The organism is Burkholderia sp. M6-3 (genome assembly GCF_050858985.1).
Classification (GTDB): Bacteria; Pseudomonadota; Gammaproteobacteria; order Burkholderiales; family Burkholderiaceae; genus Paraburkholderia; species Paraburkholderia caledonica.
Genome location: NZ_CP110091.1, coordinates 3116134 through 3132045 on the forward strand (window position 1 = coordinate 3116134; position 15912 = coordinate 3132045).

Consider the following 15912-nt stretch of genomic DNA (forward strand, 5'->3'; position numbering starts at 1 on the left):
CTCCTGTCGGATTACCTGGTTTCGGCAGGGTTGACGTGCCGCGCGAAAAGAATGAGGACGCCGGATAAGAAACACGGCACCGCGCCGAACCACAGCGCCGCGTGCAGCCAGTCGCCGCCATGATTGAGCATCCAGGTCACGCCCACGCCGGCGAGGATGGCGCCGATCGGACCCATCGCGTGGACGATCGAACTGCCCGTGCCGCGGATGGCCGTGGGATAGCTCTCGCCAATGAAGAACAACGCCGCCGAGTACGGTCCGATCAGGAAGAACAGGCCCAGGCTATAGAGCGCCACCACGACGCCGGCGCTGCTCGGACCGAACAGCATGCCGGCAAACGAAAGACCGCCGAGCATCCAGCCGATGGCGAGCGTATTGCGCCGGCCGATCTTGTCGCCGATGAAGCCGTGGCTTAGATAACCGCAATAGCCGATCACATTCGACAACACGAGAATCAGCAGGGAATTCTCGAACGAAACGTTATGCACGCGCGTCAGCACCGTCGTGCCGAGAACGCTGAACACCTGAATAGCCGACCAGTTGAGCAGGATGCCGCCGCCGAGAACGAGCGTCGCGCGTAGCGCATTGCCACGAAACGCTTCGGCGAGACCGGCGCGGCTATGCTCTTCGTAATCGACCGCATGCACGCTCGCGAGCGTGCGAGCTTCGCCGTCCTGTCCTGTTTCACGCAGCTGTTTGATGCGCTTATGCAGCAGAAATTGCGGGCTTTCTTTAAGGCGCCGCGTCATGAAGAAGATGACGATGGCGGGAAACGTCGCGAATACGAAGCAACCCTGCCAGCCAATGCGCGGCAACAAAAGCGCGGTGAGTCCGGACGCGATCAGCGCGCCGATCGGCCATCCGCCTTGCACGAGGCTGTAGATAAAGCCCTTGTTGCGGTTGAGCTTCGGGTCGTTGGCAGCCGAGTAAAGCTCGTTCAGATAGGTGGCATTGACGGTCTCTTCGGCGTAACCGAGGCCCGACAATGAGCGGATCAATACGAGCGGTACCTGTCCCATCGCCCCGCCGACCACCGTGAGCCCCGAGCACAGCGCCGCGCCCGCAACCGTCCACAGCAGACCGGCTTTACGACCGAGCCTGTCGAGTAACGGCCCGATCGCGAACGCGATCACCGCCGTGCCGACGGCGACCAGCGTAGCGATTTCCGCCTGCGCCGCGGCATCCCAGCCGTAGTGCTTGCCGATTTCCGGCAGCAGCGTGCCGAACAGAATGAAGTCATAAACGGCGAACACCCACGCGAAGAACGCTACTACGGTCGCCCGCTTCACGTCGGACGGCAGGATCTGCTCCAGCTTGAAACCGGAAGCATACAAAGGGTTTTCTTTCATCGTGGCGCTCCTTCGGAGCTCGGGAGTGGACATGGTCGGGACTCGCGTTGGTCGACTTGGTGTTGTGATCAGGATTGACGAGGCTGACGCCGCAGGAAGTCCTCGGCGATTTCGTCACAGGTGCAAAAGCGCACGCCCTCGTGCTCGCGGAAATGGGCAATCAGGCGTTCGAGCATGAGCAGCACCTGCGCGCGGCCGGAGACGTCTGGATGAATCGTGATGGGGAACACGGCGTAGTCGTGTTCGCGATACACCCAGTCGAACTGGTCGCGCCACATCTGTTCGATGTCTCGCGGATTGACAAAGCCGTGGCTGTTCGGCGCCTTCTTGATGAACATCATTGGCGGCAGGTCGTCGAGGTACCAGTTCGCCGGGATTTCGACGAGATCCGTTTCGCGTCCGCGCTGCAGCGGCTTCATCCATGTATCGGGATGCTTGCTGTAGTCGATCTTCGTCCACGAGTCGCCCACGCGCACGTAGTACGGGTGGTAGTCGTTGTGCATCAGGCTGTGGTCGTACTTGATGCCCTTTTTCACGAGCAGTTCGTTGGTCACGTTGCTGAATTCCCACCACGGCGCGACGTAGCCGGTCGGCCGCTTGCCGCTCAGCCTGGTCACGAGATCGATGCTGCGATCGAGCACCGCTTCCTCCTGCTCGGGCGTCATCGCAATCGGGTTTTCGTGGCTGTAGCCGTGAATGCCGATCTCGTGTCCGGCATCGGCCACCGCCTTCATCTGCTCGGGGAAGGTTTCGATCGAGTGCCCGGGAATGAACCAGGTCGTCTTGATTTTTTCGCGCTCAAAAAGCTTGAGCAGGCGCATCGAACCGACTTCACCGGCGAACAGACCGCGCGAGATGTCGTCGGGCGAATCTTCGCCACCGTATGAGCCGAGCCAGCCCGCAACCGCATCCACGTCGATGCCGAATGCGATCAGAATTTCCTTAGCCATCTTCAGTTCTCCTTTGAGCAAATCAATCGAGGGCGACCGTCTGTTCGACGGCCAGCGCGAGCGCGATGAGCGCATCGTCGTCGTTCTGCGCGCGCATCAGTTGCACGCTAGTAGGCAGTCCCGCCGGGTCAGCGCCGGTTGGCATCGCGAAGGCGGGGGTGTCGAGAAAACTGCCGGGCATGGTCATCGACAGCGTTGCGGCATTGACGGCTGCAAAGCGCTGCGGGTCCGCTTCGAGCGGCGCGCATTCCGGCGCGACATGGGGGACGGTCGGCAAGAGCAATGTAGCGCCGTCGATTTCGTCGCCGAATTCGCCGAGCAGGCGGCCGCGCTCTGCGAGCAATTCGGCAAGCCGAGACGCCGGCACGTCGCGGCTCAGTTCGAGCCGCGTACGCACGCGCTGGTCAATGCGTTCGGCATCTTCGGAGTCGAGCACGCTGCGATAGGCCTCGAACGCTTCGAGGGAGCCGATCCAGCCCCGCGTCGCGATGAGCTCGCATGCTGCATCGAAGGCGCCCACACGCACTTGCTGGATACGCGCGCCGGCCTTCGACAGACGCGCCACGAAGCGCATGAAGTTGTCGCCGACGTCGTTCGTCACCGCGAAGCGCGATTCCCAGCCCAGCGGCACGACGAAAGGTTGTCCACGCAAATCGGCGAGCGCGCGAGGCACCTCGCGTCCGCGCACGACGGCGTCGAACGCCGCGCAATCGGCAACGCTGCGTGCAAGCGGTCCGCAGGTATCGGCCGATTTCGAGAGTCCGATCATGCCTTGCTGCGGATACCGCGCGCTGCTTGCGCGGTATCCGACCACGCCGTTCAGCGCGGCAGGTATGCGTATCGAGCCGGCCGTATCCGTGCCGACCGCGATCGGCACGACGCCCGCAGCGACGGCAATCGCCGCGCCCGACGACGAGCCGCCCGGAACCCGATGCCCGCCGCCTTCGACTGTCGCATCGAAAGCGGAATTGAACGGCGTACCGAAGTGCGGATTAAGCCCGAGCCCGGAATACGCGAACTCGCTGAGGTTCGTCTTGCCGATGCACACGAAGCCTGCACGCGCGCCCGCGGCGACCAGCGGTGCATCTGCGGTGGCAGGCGGCCGGCCGCGGAACAGTGCCGAGCCCGCCGTGCTGACGGTGCCCGCGACATCGAACAGATCTTTCCAGGCAATCGGCACGCCGTCGAGCGCGCTGGCCGGGCGCTTTTCGCGCCAACGGGCGGCCGCAGCGCGTGACTCCTCGAGCGCGCGAGTCTCAGTCACGTCGATGAAGGCAGCGTTGCAAGCGCGTGCCCGGTCAATCGCCTCACGCACGACACCTTCGACGTTGGCCGAGCCTTCGCGATAGGTTTGAGCAAGGCCGACGGCGCTGCACCGGTCCCAGGATGAAACATTCATTCAGTTCTCACTCAGAATGTACTTCGTTGACAACATACGTTTACGGTGACGAGGTCAAAAAAAAACAGCAACACAGGGATTACCCTGGTTGCTGTCTTTTCACAGGGACCGCTCATCGTGCGGATGAACTGCACCGTCCTTCCCCGTAGCATCACGTGGTCCGCTTCTCCGCTCCGGCGATTCCGTCGCAGGTCCTGCCTATCAAGTAGAACAATGAGCTACGCCGTCTCGCAGATCGGATTTCGTTGGCAATGAACCGAGGCGCGGTTGTTGCTGAAGCATGCGACGCGCGAACCGGCACACATGGACCGCCGGCTCGCCTGTATGCTCGGAAATGCATCGCGGCAGCGAAGCAGCCCGTAGTTAATGAAAACGGTAGTACTCACACTCTTGGGAGGTCAGCATGCTTTCCTTCATCGGTACGGTGATCGTAGGGCTCGTGGTCGGATTGATTGCACGGGCGGTCAAGCCTGGGGACGACAGGATGGGGCTCATCATGACCATCATTCTCGGTATTGCCGGCTCGCTGATTGCGGGCTATATCGGGCGTGCGCTCGGCTGGTATCAACCGGGTCAGGCGGCGGGCTGGATTGCGTCGGTGATCGGCGCGATCATTCTGCTGGTCATTTATGGCATGGTGCGCCGGCGGACCTGATCGATCGCGCATGACGCGCTTACGTTGGCGATAGCGAACGGGCCCGCTCCGGATGAGAGCGGGCCCGGCAGCCTAGCCAGTTCAACCGACGAGCGAGATTCGATCTGGCGAGGCGGTTCGCTGACCGCCTCGCATTCGACGGCTCAGCGCGATAGATCGAAACCGAGTTGCGCGCGCCCAAGCGGCGTCAAATCGCTTTCCTGCGCCCGTCCGATAAAGTCCGTCTCGAAGTGGTCGGCCGGAAAATCGGGGGGACTTTCGCCGCGCAAGAAGCTCGGTAACTGACGCTTCAGATAATCCTCGTTTTTTGCGCACCACGGCGCGGACGCAATGTACATCACGTTGCTGTAGCCGTTGCCGCGGTGCGCGTCTTCGACCGAATGGACGACGTCGCTGTGCCAGAACACGGCGTCGCCCGGCTGCATGTGGGGGATCGGCGTCACCGCTTCGAGCAGCAAGCCGTGCCACTCCGGCTTGATCGACAGCGCGCGAGCGGGTTGAGCCCCGCACAGTTCGTCGTCGGGAACGTCGTCCTGCAGCGCGCGCAGAATCACGTAGGCCATGACGTTCGCAATCGGAATCAATTGCAGCGTGCCGTCGCCGGGACCCTGCGGCGTCAGCGCGGTCCAGCCCTGGAAAGTACGAAACATCGAGCACACGGCCGGCGATGGGATTTCCTGAACATCCGGCCGATACGCCGCGTCGAACGGATCGTACTCCCGCCAATTGCCGGTCAGCACATGCCGATACACCTTCTGAAAATTCGGATCGAGCCACCGCTCGACCGAGCCGCCGTCGACGTGCGGCGACAGACCCAGCGACTCGGAACCGGGCGGCCGACGACGAATGCGGTCCGCGTAGACCGGCACCCGCTCGGGATCGAAGTGCCGCCTGCCTTCGCTTTCCGACGTCCACAGGCGATTCAGGAACACTCGTGTGTTCGTTAGTTGTTCCGACTGACGGGCAGCTGTTTGCGGCTTCGACCAGTAAATGCCGTAAATCTGCGGTTTGCTCGACGACAGGTTGCCGAAATACCGGTCTTCCGCGCGATGTGCGAGTTTGGCGTCGAGGTCGTTGCGCTCGACGTATTGGGTGATCTCGTCGTTCCAGTCGCTCGCCTGCTCCCGGTCAAAAACGCCCCGCACGACGCATGCGCCGCGAGCTTTGATGCCATGGATCGTGGCTGGATCGACGTCGCCGGAAACAACTGACGAATAGTCGAACACAGGAATCGCATCGCGTCCCTGCGCGCGGTCGCGCTGAATCGCGTCGACCTGTCGACGGATCGCGCCCTCCACTTCGTTGAACACCTGCTTGTAGTTCGGCAGCGCGGCTCGCAACGCGCGCTTGGTGGCGCGAACCGCCTCCGGAAGATTGTCGATGATAAGTGGCATGGTTTGTCTCCTTGAGCGGTCTGTGTGGTGCTGTCTGATTTGAAGAGTAAGGACGTTTGGGCGTCGCGAAACATGGTTAATGGCCAGATATCGATACAATTCAGACATTGCCGCGCCTCCCGTCGTGCGGCCAGGCAGACCAGCGTGAAACCTCAATATGAACGCGTCACCATTCCCGACGGCTGCTCGGTCCGCGTCTACCACCGGCAGCTCTCGCAGATACCGTTCGAGTGGCACCACCATCCCGAGTACGAACTCACGCTGACGATGAATAGTCGCGGCCGCCGCTTCATTGGCGATCACATCGCCGATTACAGCGGCGACGATCTCGTGCTCGTGCCGCCGGACATGCCGCATACGTGGGCGTCGACTGAACCGATCGATGCCAGCGCGCCTCAGGTGGCGATCGTCGTGTGGTTCAGCGGCGACTGGGCTCGCCGAATGGCGGACTGCTGCCCCGAGTTCGCGTCGCTGCGCACGCTGCTGCGGCGCGCCGCGCCGGGGCTGAGGTTCTCCACCGAGGCCGCGAGGCTAATGCGCGAGCGAATGGAAGCGTTGCTCGACCAGTCGCCGCGCGTGCGGCTTGGCGCCGCGCTAGACGTGCTGGCGCAACTCGCGGACTCGGAATCCGAGCCGTTGGCGTCGCCGGCTGCGCATAGAGACGGAACGAGAGGACACGGCGTACAGCGCGATAACGCGATGCGGTCCGGCAGACGGGACCGATCCACCAACTCGGCCAATTCGACGGAAGCGGGAAAGCGGTCACTCGCGGGCCCAGCGCGCGCGACACCGGGCGGCAGCGCATCCGAGGCAGAGCGTCTGAACCGCGTGCTCGATCTGCTCGACAGGCGTTTTCACGAGCCGCTGCGCGTCGCGGAACTGTGCGAGGTGGCCAACCTGTCGGAGCGCTCCTTGCACCGCTACTTCGTGCGACATCTGGGCGAAAGCGTGGGGCGTTATCTGAGCCGCTTGCGGATCGGCTACGCAACGCGGCAACTGACGGACACCGCGTGGCCCATCGCGCTGATTGCCACGAAAGCCGGCTTTCCAAACCTGGCCAACTTCAATCGACAGTTTCTGTCCGCGCGCGGCATGACGCCGAGCGCGTATCGACGCTTCTTCGAAACCCACGGCCACCCGCCGAAAGATGCGGGCACGGCGCCGCACAACCTGCAGGCGCGCCCGCCGTCGCTCGAAAGATCGGGACGACGGCAACGAAGTACGCCATCGGCTTGAACTGCGCACACGACGAACGGCTTGCGGCAGACATACGCGCCAAAATAAAAACGCCCCAACGGTGTAACCCGTTGGGGCGTTTTCTCTTAAAGCCTTAGCATTCGCCTTTGTCCACAGCAAACCTCTTGCTATGGGCAGGCAAATTCAAACCCGATTAGCGTTGCGCAATCGGCTTCGCTTCACGTTGCGTGTCGCCGATAAACAGTTGACGCGGACGGCCAATCTTCTGTTCAGGATCGGCGATCATTTCGTTCCACTGTGCAATCCAGCCGACCGTGCGAGCCATCGCGAAGATACACGTGAACATCGACGTCGGGATGCCCAGCGCACGCTGCACGATGCCCGAGTAGAAGTCGACGTTCGGGTACAGCTTGCGCGACACGAAGTATTCGTCTTCCAACGCGATCTTTTCCAGTGCCATGGCCAGCTTGAACAGCGGGTCGTCGTGCAGGCCCAGTTCGTTCAGCACTTCGTGGCAGGTTTCGCGCATGAGTTTCGCGCGCGGATCGTAGTTCTTGTACACGCGGTGACCGAAGCCCATCAGCTTCACGCCCGAGTTCTTGTCCTTCACCTGCTTGATGAACTCAGGAATGTTGTCGACCGAGCCGATTTCTTCCAGCATGTTCAGCGCGGCTTCGTTCGCGCCGCCGTGCGCCGGGCCCCACAGACATGCGATACCGGCTGCGATACACGCGAACGGATTCGCGCCCGACGAACCGGCGAGACGCACGGTCGACGTCGATGCATTCTGCTCGTGATCCGCGTGCAGGATCAGGATACGGTCGAGAGCGCGCACCAGCACGTCGTTGACCTTGTAGTCTTCGCACGGGTTCGAGAACATCATGTGCATGAAGTTCGCGCTGTACGACAGGTTGTTGCGCGGATACGCAAACGGCTGACCGATGCTGTACTTGTACGCCATGGCGACCAACGTCGGCAGCTTCGCGATCATGCGGATCGCCGAAACTTCACGGTGACGCGGATTGTTGATGTCCAGCGAGTCGTGATAGAACGCCGACAGTGCGCCGACTGCGGCGACCAGAATCGCCATCGGGTGCGCGTCGCGACGGAAACCGCGGAAGAAGAAGTGCATTTGCTCATGCACCATCGTGTGGTTCGTGACGGTCTTCACGAACTCGTCCTTCTGTTGCACGTTGGGCAGTTCGCCCTTCAGCAGCAGGTAGCACGTTTCCAGAAAGTCGGCGTTTTCCGCGAGATTGTCGATCGGGTAGCCGCGGTACAGCAGTTCGCCCTTATCGCCGTCGATGTAGGTGATCGCCGAATTGCACGCCGCCGTTGACATGAAGCCAGGGTCGTACGTGAACTTGCCAGTCTGGCCGTACAGCTTGCGGATGTCGATCACGTCCGGGCCGAGAGTGCCCTTGTAAATCGGCATTTCAACGCTCGGCGAGTTATCGCTGAACGATAGCGTGGCTTTAACATCTGACGGGGTCATAGCACATCCTCAATCGAAGTATGTAAACAGGGTTTCGATAATTGCACGCCTGGAACAACGCACTCGCGGCGCTCAAGCGTTGCGCAGCAGCTCCAGGACCCGGATCACATCCGGGTCGGCAAGCTCGCCTTCAGGTTCCTTGCGCGCGAGAAGCAAGTCCATCAGGTCGTTATCGCTCAGCTCGAGCAAGCGCGTAAGTGCGCCCACATCTGCATCGCTGAGGTCATGCTCATATCGGCTGAAAAAACGTTCAAAAATCAGATCGTTTTCCAGCAGGCCTCGTCGTGCGCGCCAGCGAAGGCGTGCGCGGCGGAGAGGGTCGGACTGATGCGATGGTTCGTTCATGTCAGTACGTACCGGGCCGCTCACAAGCGTACTGACCGCCCGTTGAGGCAGCGAACGATTGTGAGCGTAAGGTTATTCATCCTAGACAGCGCGACGCACCATCAATTCCTTGATCTTGCCGATTGCCTTGGTCGGGTTCAGTCCTTTCGGGCAGACGTCGACGCAGTTCATGATCGTGTGGCAGCGGAACAGTCGGTACGGGTCTTCCAGATTGTCGAGCCGTTCACCGGTGGCCTCGTCGCGGCTGTCCGCGATGAAGCGGTACGCCTGCAGCAGACCCGCCGGGCCCACGAACTTGTCCGGATTCCACCAGAAGCTCGGGCACGACGTCGAGCAGCTCGCGCACAGAATGCATTCGTAGAGCCCGTCGAGCTCGTCGCGCTCTTCCGGCGACTGCAGACGCTCCTTCTCCGGCGGCGGCGTGTCGTTGATCAGGTACGGCTTGATCGAGTGGTACTGGTTGAAGAACTGCGTGAAGTCGCAGATCAGGTCGCGCACCACCGGCAGCCCCGGCAGCGGACGCAGCACGATCTTCTGCGGCAGGTCGTTCAGGTTCGTCAGGCACGCCAGACCGTTCTTGCCGTTGATGTTCATCGCGTCCGAACCGCACACGCCTTCGCGGCACGAACGGCGGAACGACAGCGTCTCGTCCAGCGCCTTCAGCTTCACCAGCGCGTCGAGCAGCATGCGCTCGTGCGAGTCGATCTCGATCTCGTACGACTGCATGCGCGGCGCCGCGTCGCGGTCCGGATCGTAGCGGTAGATTTCAAATGTACGCTTGGCCATTTCTGAATTCCTTTGATCTGTGCCTTAGAAGGTCCGCGCCTTGGGCGGCACCGATTCGACCGTCAGCGGCTGCATGTGCACCGGCTTGTAGTCGAGGCGGTCGCCTTCGCTGAACCACAACGTATGGCGCAGCCAGTTTTCGTCGTCGCGATGCTCGAAGTCGTTCTGCGCATGCGCGCCGCGGCTTTCCTTGCGCGCCTCGGCCGACACCATCGTCGCGCGCGCCACCTCGATGAGGTTCGCCACTTCGAGCGCCTCGACACGCGCGGTGTTGAACACCTTCGACTTGTCCTTCAGGTGGATATTGTCCACGCGTGCGGCCACCTCGCGGATCGCCTCCACGCCTTCGGAGAGCAGCGCCGAGGTGCGGAACACGCCCGCATGCTTCTGCATCGTGCCGCGGATGTCGTTCGCCACCGACTGCGCGTACTCGCCCGAGGACGAGCTCTCGAGCTTCGCCAGACGCGACAGCGCGAACTCCGCCGCGTCGGCCGGCAGCGGCTTGTGGTTCTTTATTTCCTTCACGTGCCTGACGATGTGGTTGCCCGCCGCGCGGCCGAACACCACCAGATCGAGCAGCGAGTTCGTGCCCAGACGGTTCGCGCCGTGCACCGACACGCACGAGCATTCGCCCACCGCATAGAAACCGTTGACCGGCTCCTCGTGACCCTTCGCGGTGCCCACCACCTGGCCGTGGATGTTCGTCGGAATGCCGCCCATCTGGTAATGGATGGTCGGCACCACCGGAATCGGTTCCTTGATGCAGTCGACGTTGGCGAACTTCAGCGCGATCTCGCGGATCGACGGCAGACGCTTCATGATCGTCTCCGCGCCGATGTGCGACAGGTCCAGCAGCACGTGGTCCTTGTTCGGCCCCACGCCGCGGCCTTCCTTGATCTCCTGGTCCATCGAGCGCGAAACAAAGTCGCGCGGCGCCAGATCCTTCAGGGTCGGCGCGTAGCGTTCCATGAAACGCTCGCCGTTCGAGTTGCGCAGGATGCCGCCTTCGCCGCGCACGCCTTCGGTGATCAGCACGCCCGCGCCGGCCACGCCGGTCGGGTGGAACTGCCAGAACTCCATGTCCTGCAGCGCGATGCCCGAGCGCGCCGCCATGCCCAGGCCGTCGCCGGTGTTGATGAACGCGTTGGTCGAGGCCGCGAAGATCCGGCCCGCGCCGCCCGTGGCGAACAGCGTCGTCTTGCCTTCGAGGATGTAGACCTCGCCCGTTTCCATTTCGAGCGCGGTTACGCCGAGCACGTCGCCGTCGGCGTCGCGGATCAGATCGAGCGCCATCCACTCGACGAAGAACTGCGTCTTGGCCGCAACGTTCTGCTGGTACAGCGTGTGCAGCAGCGCGTGACCGGTGCGGTCAGCCGCAGCGCACGCGCGCTGCACGGGCTTCTCGCCGTAGTTCGCGGTGTGGCCGCCGAACGGGCGCTGGTAGATCGTGCCGTCGGCGTTGCGGTCAAACGGCATGCCGAAGTGTTCGAGCTCGTAGACGGCGTTGGGCGCCTCGCGGCACATGAACTCGATCGCGTCCTGGTCGCCGAGCCAGTCGGAGCCCTTGATCGTGTCGTAGAAGTGGTAGTGCCAGTTGTCCTCGCTCATGTTGCCGAGCGACGCGCCAATGCCGCCCTGCGCGGCGACCGTGTGCGAGCGCGTGGGGAACACCTTGGAGAGCACGCACACGGACAGCCCCGCGCGCGCCAGTTGCAGCGACGCGCGCATTCCCGAGCCGCCCGCGCCGACGATGACCACGTCAAACTTGCGACGCGGCAGAGTATTCTTGATTGCAGCCATTCTTTTACACTCTCCAGAGAATCTGCGCAGCGTAGCCCGCGCACGCGAGCAGCCAGACGATGGTCAGCGCCTGGAGGAACAGGCGCATGCCCACGGGCTTCACATAGTCCATCCAGATGTCGCGGATGCCGACCCACGCGTGATAGAACAGCGAGAGCAGCGTGACGAAGGTGGCCAGCTTCATCCACTGGGTGGCGAAGATGGAGGCCCAGCCTTCGTAGGAGAAGTCGCGCGCGCCAAAGAACCACACGAGCAGGATCACCGTGTAGACGGCCATCACGACCGCGGTGATGCGTTGTGCGAGCCAGTCGCGCAGACCGTAGTGCGCGCCGACGACCAGACGCTTCGGACCGATTCGGTTAGGGGCTGCCATTTTTTTAGAATGCTCCGAAGAGTTTCGCCGCGAAGGCGAGCGTGAGAAGCGAGGACACGACGAACACGACGATGGAGGTCTGCCTGCCGCCTTCCTTGTTGACTGCGCGGTGCGTGTCCATCACGAGGTGACGGATGCCGGCGCAGAAGTGGAACAGGAACGCCCAGGCCAGCACCAGCGTGATGAGCTTGACGATGATGTTGGAGAGAAAGCCCTTGAAGACCTCGAAGCTCAGTTCGGAAGTCAGGCTCTGGTCGAAGAGGTACAGCAGGAACGGAAGGAAAACAAACAGCAGACCACCGCTCAAGCGATGAAGAATCGACACGCGCCCTGCAAGCGGCAGGCGATACGCCGTCAATATCTGCCCGATACCGATGTTCCGGAATTCCGGCCTCGGTTTTTTTACGGCTTCAGCCATGCTAGACCCCTACTTGTAGTCACACTAATCCGCAATTTTAGCGCCTTTTCATATCGCGCTGCAGCGAAAACCCCGACAGGTCCGTTGCAGCACGCGCAATAAAGGCACCGTCAAAAGACGCGCGCACGAGACGCAGCGCCTTCGTTCAGCCCGATTCAGCTCAGATCGTTCTGATAGTAATACCCGGTTGTGACATACCAACCTCGCCGGACTTCTACCGGCCTGTCACCGTAGGTATAGGACACGCGCTCCACTGACAGCAGCGGGAACCCCGGCGGCACGTGCAGCAGATCGGCCACCGACGGCTCTGCCGCGACCGCGCGGATTTTCTCCGTAGCGCGGATCATGCGGGTGCCGAATTCCGTCTCGAACATCGCGTACAGGGGACCCTTGTACTCCGAGAGCCGCTCGAGCGTAAGTCCGCGAAATACCGCACCAGGTAGCCAGATTTCGTCGAGCACGGTGACTTCGCCGTCGAACTGCAGCAGACGCTTGATCAGAACTACGGGATCGGCCGGCTTCAGATCGAGTTGCCGGGCGATTTCCGCGGACGCCCGCAGACGCCGGCATTCGAGCAGCCGGCTCACGTGCGGATGCTCGGCGCCGTCGTCAGCCAGTAGCCGGAGAAAGCGAAACTGTGCGCGATCTTCGTTGTGCGTCGCAACAAACGTGCCTTTCCCCTGACGGCGCACGAGGAGGTTCTCGGCGGCAAGTTCGTCGATCGCTTTGCGTACCGTGCCTTGGCTGACCTTGTATCTGGCCGCTAATTCGACTTCACTAGGAATGATCTCGCCAGGCTTCCATTCGCCGCTTTCGAGGCTCTGCGTTATCAGCCCCTTGATCTGTTGATAGAGAGGGCTAAAAGTGGGCGACGCAGCGGGGACGTTCGCGGATACACCTTCGCCGGCGGCCGTTTGACCGTTCGGATTCGTGGTGTTGGCCGGGTTGGAATTCATGCGCGCATTTCATCATAAAGGGCTGGGCCGCGTCCAGCGTTTCCCCGGTAATAGATGTGTCTTATATAAGACATAAGATAAGGTTGACTTTGCGTCTGCCGACTCCTACACTCCTTGTCGAGCAAGGGTTTGCGGGGGTTTTCGGCAGTTGCGATCTGCATTCGTTTCGTAGCGCCGCAACGCACCGGTAGCCACTCTGCACCATGCTGTTCCCACGCAGTCCAGGTTTCGATTCGCCGCCATTCGTTGGTCAGACGCTCGCCGAAACGCGCTGTTTGCAGGAGCCCGCACGGTGCAGCGGCTACGCGGCGCCTCGCTGGTCCGCTCCCGCCCTCTCAGAGAAATTACGGGCCGCCCCCAAAGTTTTCGCGTGCGGGCTGGACCGGCCGCGAAACGGCGGCTTGAGAGCGCTCGGCAGTACAGGTTTCCGGCATGGCGGTCTTGGCGCAACGCCGCTGTCGGTCCGCAATTCATGGGCTGACAGCGGGCGTCCGCAAACACTGAATTCCGCCGTGTTTCACAACGCTTCGAGGAACGCGCATATAGAATGGCGTTTTCCCTAGCGTCTAACGCATCGTCCTGGAGATTTCTCAATGGCTAAGCCCGCAAAGCGCGTTGCCGTCACCGGCGCCGCAGGTCAAATTGCTTACTCCCTGCTGTTCCGCATCGCCAATGGTGATCTGCTCGGTAAAGACCAGCCGGTTGTGCTGCAACTGCTCGACCTGCCGCAAGCGCAAGGCGCCGTCAAAGGCGTCGTGATGGAACTGGATGATTGCGCATTCCCGCTGCTGTCGGGCGTCGTGATCACGGACGACCCCAAGGTCGCATTCAAGGACGCTGACGTGGCGTTGCTGGTCGGCGCACGTCCGCGTTCGAAGGGCATGGAGCGTAAGGACCTGCTGTCGGCCAACGCTGAAATCTTCACGGTTCAGGGTAAGGCGCTGAACGAAGTCGCGAGCCGCGACGTGAAGGTGCTGGTGGTCGGCAACCCGGCCAACACCAACGCCTACATCGCGATGAAGTCGGCACCCGATTTGCCGAAGAAGAACTTCACCGCCATGCTGCGCCTGGACCACAACCGCGCGCTGTCGCAACTGGCCGCGAAGTCGGGCAAGCCGGTCGCTTCGATCGAAAAGCTGGCTGTGTGGGGCAATCACTCGCCGACCATGTACCCGGACTTCCGCTTCGCGACTGCAGAAGGCCAGAGCCTGACCAAGCTGGTCAACGACGAGGAATGGAATCGCAACACGTTCATCCCGACCGTCGGCAAGCGCGGCGCGGCGATTATCGAGGCACGCGGTTCGTCGTCGGCAGCGTCGGCGGCTAATGCTGCAATCGATCACGTTCGCGACTGGGTGCTCGGCACGAACGGCAAGTGGGTCACCATGGGTGTCCCGTCGGACGGTTCGTACGGCATTCCTGAAGACATCATCTACGGTGTGCCGGTGATCTGCGAAAACGGCGAATACAAGCGCGTGGAAGGTCTGGAAATCGACGCGTTCTCGCGCGAGAAGATGGACGGCACGCTGCAGGAATTGCTGGAAGAGCGCGAAGGCGTTCAGCATCTGCTCGGCTAAGCACCTGATGCAGAACAACCGGAACTCCGTAGCTTCATCGCAGCGGGTTCCGGTTTTTTTCGTGCAGATCGAGCGAAGCGAGCCAATCTGGCGCTTCGCGCGGTTCGCACCTGATTCGAACGCGTTTTGCCTGCCTGTACGCTCGGATAGAACGCGCCCGAATCGGTTTTCCCTCAACAAAAGCCCACGCTCCTGACGCCGAAGATGCGCGCCCTCACACCCGCCGAAGTGCTGTTTGACGGCGAAGTGCCGCCCGCTGTGCTGCCTGCCTGCGACCACTACGCCGGCAGCGAAAAGCTGATGCTGAAATCGCTCGCGTTGCAGCAGCAACTGGGCCCGGTGTTCGACATCACGCTCGACTGCGAAGACGGCGCGCAGGTCGGCCGCGAAGCGGAGCACGCGGAACTCGTCGCGTCGCTGCTCGGCAGCGAGCATGACCGCTTCGGCCGCGTCGGAGTACGGATTCACGACTTCGACCACCCGCACTGGCGCGACGACGTCCGCCTGATTCTGCGCGCGGCAAAGCGTGCGCCCGCCTACATCACCCTGCCCAAGATCCGCAACGTACCCGACGCCGCTGAAATGGTCGCGTTTATCGAGGCCACGCGGCGCGAGCTTGGCGTCGCCAGACCAGTGCCGGTGCAATTGCTGGTTGAAACGCACGGCGCGCTGACGCGTGTGTTCGATCTTGCCGCGTTGCCCGGTGTCGAAGCGTTGAGCTTCGGCCTGATGGACTTTGTTTCAGCGCACGACGGCGCGATCCCCGATACCGCAATGCGCTCGCCCGGGCAGTTCGACCATCCGCTGGTGCGCCGTGCGAAGCTCGAAATTTCCGCCGCGTGCCATGCGTACAGCAAGGTGCCGTCGCACAACGTCAGCACTGAAGTGCGCGATATGAGCGTGGTTGCAAACGACGCGGCACGCGCGCGCAACGAGTTCGGCTATACGCGCATGTGGAGCATTCACCCTGCGCAGGTCGAGGTAATTGTGGCCGCGTTCGCGCCGCGCGACGAAGAGATCGCCACCGCCACCGAAATTCTGCTGGCCGCGCAGTCCGCCCAATGGGGACCCACGCGCCATCGCGACACGTTGCATGACCGCGCGAGCTACCGCTATTACTGGTCGGTGCTGCGTCGGGCGCAATCCACTGGCCGGGCCGTTCCGCAAGATGCAGCGCCGCTTTTCGGGGAAGCAGCGCAATGAGCAAACAAACAGGAG

At 62.2% G+C, this 15912-nt stretch carries 15 protein-coding genes; 4 read left to right on the forward strand and 11 right to left on the reverse strand.

Features of this window, described 5'->3' with window-relative positions; genetic code table 11:
• Positions 1 to 11: 11 nt before the first annotated feature.
• From OH764_RS31495 to OH764_RS31505, 3 genes are all read right to left on the reverse strand, one after another.
• Positions 12 to 1349, reverse strand: a complete 1338-nt coding sequence (locus OH764_RS31495; protein ID WP_498849927.1) for an MFS transporter — start codon at positions 1347 to 1349, stop codon at positions 12 to 14.
• A gap of 68 nt (positions 1350 to 1417) precedes the next feature.
• A complete protein-coding gene (locus OH764_RS31500) occupies positions 1418 to 2299 on the reverse strand; it encodes a polysaccharide deacetylase family protein (protein WP_498849928.1) in 882 nt (293 codons plus the stop codon).
• A 22-nt stretch (positions 2300 to 2321) separates the two neighbouring features.
• Entirely contained in the window at positions 2322 to 3698 is a 1377-nt protein-coding gene (locus tag OH764_RS31505) for an amidase (RefSeq protein WP_498849929.1), read from the reverse strand.
• A gap of 403 nt (positions 3699 to 4101) precedes the next feature.
• Between OH764_RS31505 and OH764_RS31510 the strand changes: the two genes are divergently transcribed.
• Positions 4102 to 4353 carry a GlsB/YeaQ/YmgE family stress response membrane protein gene (locus OH764_RS31510; protein ID WP_214883518.1) on the forward strand — a complete coding sequence of 84 codons (252 nt, stop codon included), beginning with the start codon at positions 4102 to 4104 and terminating at the stop codon, positions 4351 to 4353.
• 143 nt (positions 4354 to 4496) lie between these two features.
• Here the strand turns inward: OH764_RS31510 and OH764_RS31515 are convergent, their stop codons facing one another.
• A complete protein-coding gene (locus tag OH764_RS31515) occupies positions 4497 to 5747 on the reverse strand; it encodes a DUF1479 domain-containing protein (RefSeq protein ID WP_498849930.1) in 1251 nt (416 codons plus the stop codon).
• Between the two features lie 144 nt (positions 5748 to 5891).
• On the opposite strand from OH764_RS31515, the gene OH764_RS31520 reads away from it, so the two are divergent.
• Positions 5892 to 6983, forward strand: coding sequence for a cupin domain-containing protein (locus OH764_RS31520; protein WP_498849931.1), 1092 nt, complete (start codon positions 5892 to 5894; stop codon positions 6981 to 6983).
• A gap of 154 nt (positions 6984 to 7137) precedes the next feature.
• On the opposite strand, the gene gltA is transcribed toward OH764_RS31520, so the two are convergent.
• The 7 genes from gltA to OH764_RS31555 all read right to left on the reverse strand — a co-directional run bounded on the left by gltA (position 7138) and on the right by OH764_RS31555 (position 13117).
• Positions 7138 to 8439, reverse strand: a complete 1302-nt coding sequence (gene gltA / locus OH764_RS31525) for a citrate synthase (protein WP_317016816.1) — start codon at positions 8437 to 8439, stop codon at positions 7138 to 7140.
• 72 nt (positions 8440 to 8511) lie between these two features.
• On the reverse strand, positions 8512 to 8784 hold the full coding sequence (locus OH764_RS31530) for an FAD assembly factor SdhE (protein ID WP_020071103.1): 273 nt from the start codon (positions 8782 to 8784) through the stop codon (positions 8512 to 8514).
• An 81-nt stretch (positions 8785 to 8865) separates the two neighbouring features.
• A complete protein-coding gene (locus tag OH764_RS31535; protein WP_020071104.1) occupies positions 8866 to 9570 on the reverse strand; it encodes a succinate dehydrogenase iron-sulfur subunit in 705 nt (234 codons plus the stop codon).
• A gap of 24 nt (positions 9571 to 9594) precedes the next feature.
• A complete protein-coding gene (gene sdhA, locus OH764_RS31540) occupies positions 9595 to 11370 on the reverse strand; it encodes a succinate dehydrogenase flavoprotein subunit (RefSeq protein ID WP_498849837.1) in 1776 nt (591 codons plus the stop codon).
• A gap of 4 nt (positions 11371 to 11374) precedes the next feature.
• The gene (gene sdhD, locus OH764_RS31545; protein ID WP_110406629.1) at positions 11375 to 11743 is read right to left on the reverse strand and encodes a succinate dehydrogenase, hydrophobic membrane anchor protein; all 369 of its coding nucleotides are present in this window, start codon (positions 11741 to 11743) and stop codon (positions 11375 to 11377) included.
• A gap of 4 nt (positions 11744 to 11747) precedes the next feature.
• Complete coding sequence (gene sdhC / locus OH764_RS31550; protein WP_440783612.1) at positions 11748 to 12161, reverse strand: succinate dehydrogenase, cytochrome b556 subunit; 414 nt, start codon at positions 12159 to 12161, stop codon at positions 11748 to 11750.
• Positions 12162 to 12316: 155 nt separating this feature from the next.
• Positions 12317 to 13117, reverse strand: a complete 801-nt coding sequence (locus OH764_RS31555; RefSeq protein ID WP_027780668.1) for a GntR family transcriptional regulator — start codon at positions 13115 to 13117, stop codon at positions 12317 to 12319.
• A 593-nt stretch (positions 13118 to 13710) separates the two neighbouring features.
• Between OH764_RS31555 and OH764_RS31560 the strand changes: the two genes are divergently transcribed.
• Both OH764_RS31560 and OH764_RS31565 read left to right on the forward strand, forming a co-directional pair.
• Complete coding sequence (locus tag OH764_RS31560; RefSeq protein ID WP_498849932.1) at positions 13711 to 14694, forward strand: malate dehydrogenase; 984 nt, start codon at positions 13711 to 13713, stop codon at positions 14692 to 14694.
• A gap of 204 nt (positions 14695 to 14898) precedes the next feature.
• Positions 14899 to 15897, forward strand: coding sequence for an HpcH/HpaI aldolase/citrate lyase family protein (locus OH764_RS31565; RefSeq protein ID WP_498849933.1), 999 nt, complete (start codon positions 14899 to 14901; stop codon positions 15895 to 15897).
• Positions 15898 to 15912 lie beyond the last annotated feature (15 nt).

Coding starts and splice junctions, on each gene's coding strand:
- sdhA (WP_498849837.1), bottom strand. CDS start 11,370: ATGGCTGCAATCAAGAATACTCTGCCGCGTCGCAAGTTTGACGTGGTC.
- OH764_RS31565 (WP_498849933.1), top strand. CDS start 14,899: ATGCGCGCCCTCACACCCGCCGAAGTGCTGTTTGACGGCGAAGTGCCG.
- OH764_RS31500 (WP_498849928.1), bottom strand. CDS start 2,299: ATGGCTAAGGAAATTCTGATCGCATTCGGCATCGACGTGGATGCGGTT.
- OH764_RS31495 (WP_498849927.1), bottom strand. CDS start 1,349: ATGAAAGAAAACCCTTTGTATGCTTCCGGTTTCAAGCTGGAGCAGATC.
- sdhC (WP_440783612.1), bottom strand. CDS start 12,161: ATGGCTGAAGCCGTAAAAAAACCGAGGCCGGAATTCCGGAACATCGGT.
- OH764_RS31555 (WP_027780668.1), bottom strand. CDS start 13,117: ATGAATTCCAACCCGGCCAACACCACGAATCCGAACGGTCAAACGGCC.
- gltA (WP_317016816.1), bottom strand. CDS start 8,439: ATGACCCCGTCAGATGTTAAAGCCACGCTATCGTTCAGCGATAACTCG.
- OH764_RS31530 (WP_020071103.1), bottom strand. CDS start 8,784: ATGAACGAACCATCGCATCAGTCCGACCCTCTCCGCCGCGCACGCCTT.
- OH764_RS31515 (WP_498849930.1), bottom strand. CDS start 5,747: ATGCCACTTATCATCGACAATCTTCCGGAGGCGGTTCGCGCCACCAAG.
- OH764_RS31510 (WP_214883518.1), top strand. CDS start 4,102: ATGCTTTCCTTCATCGGTACGGTGATCGTAGGGCTCGTGGTCGGATTG.
- OH764_RS31560 (WP_498849932.1), top strand. CDS start 13,711: ATGGCTAAGCCCGCAAAGCGCGTTGCCGTCACCGGCGCCGCAGGTCAA.
- sdhD (WP_110406629.1), bottom strand. CDS start 11,743: ATGGCAGCCCCTAACCGAATCGGTCCGAAGCGTCTGGTCGTCGGCGCG.
- OH764_RS31535 (WP_020071104.1), bottom strand. CDS start 9,570: ATGGCCAAGCGTACATTTGAAATCTACCGCTACGATCCGGACCGCGAC.
- OH764_RS31505 (WP_498849929.1), bottom strand. CDS start 3,698: ATGAATGTTTCATCCTGGGACCGGTGCAGCGCCGTCGGCCTTGCTCAA.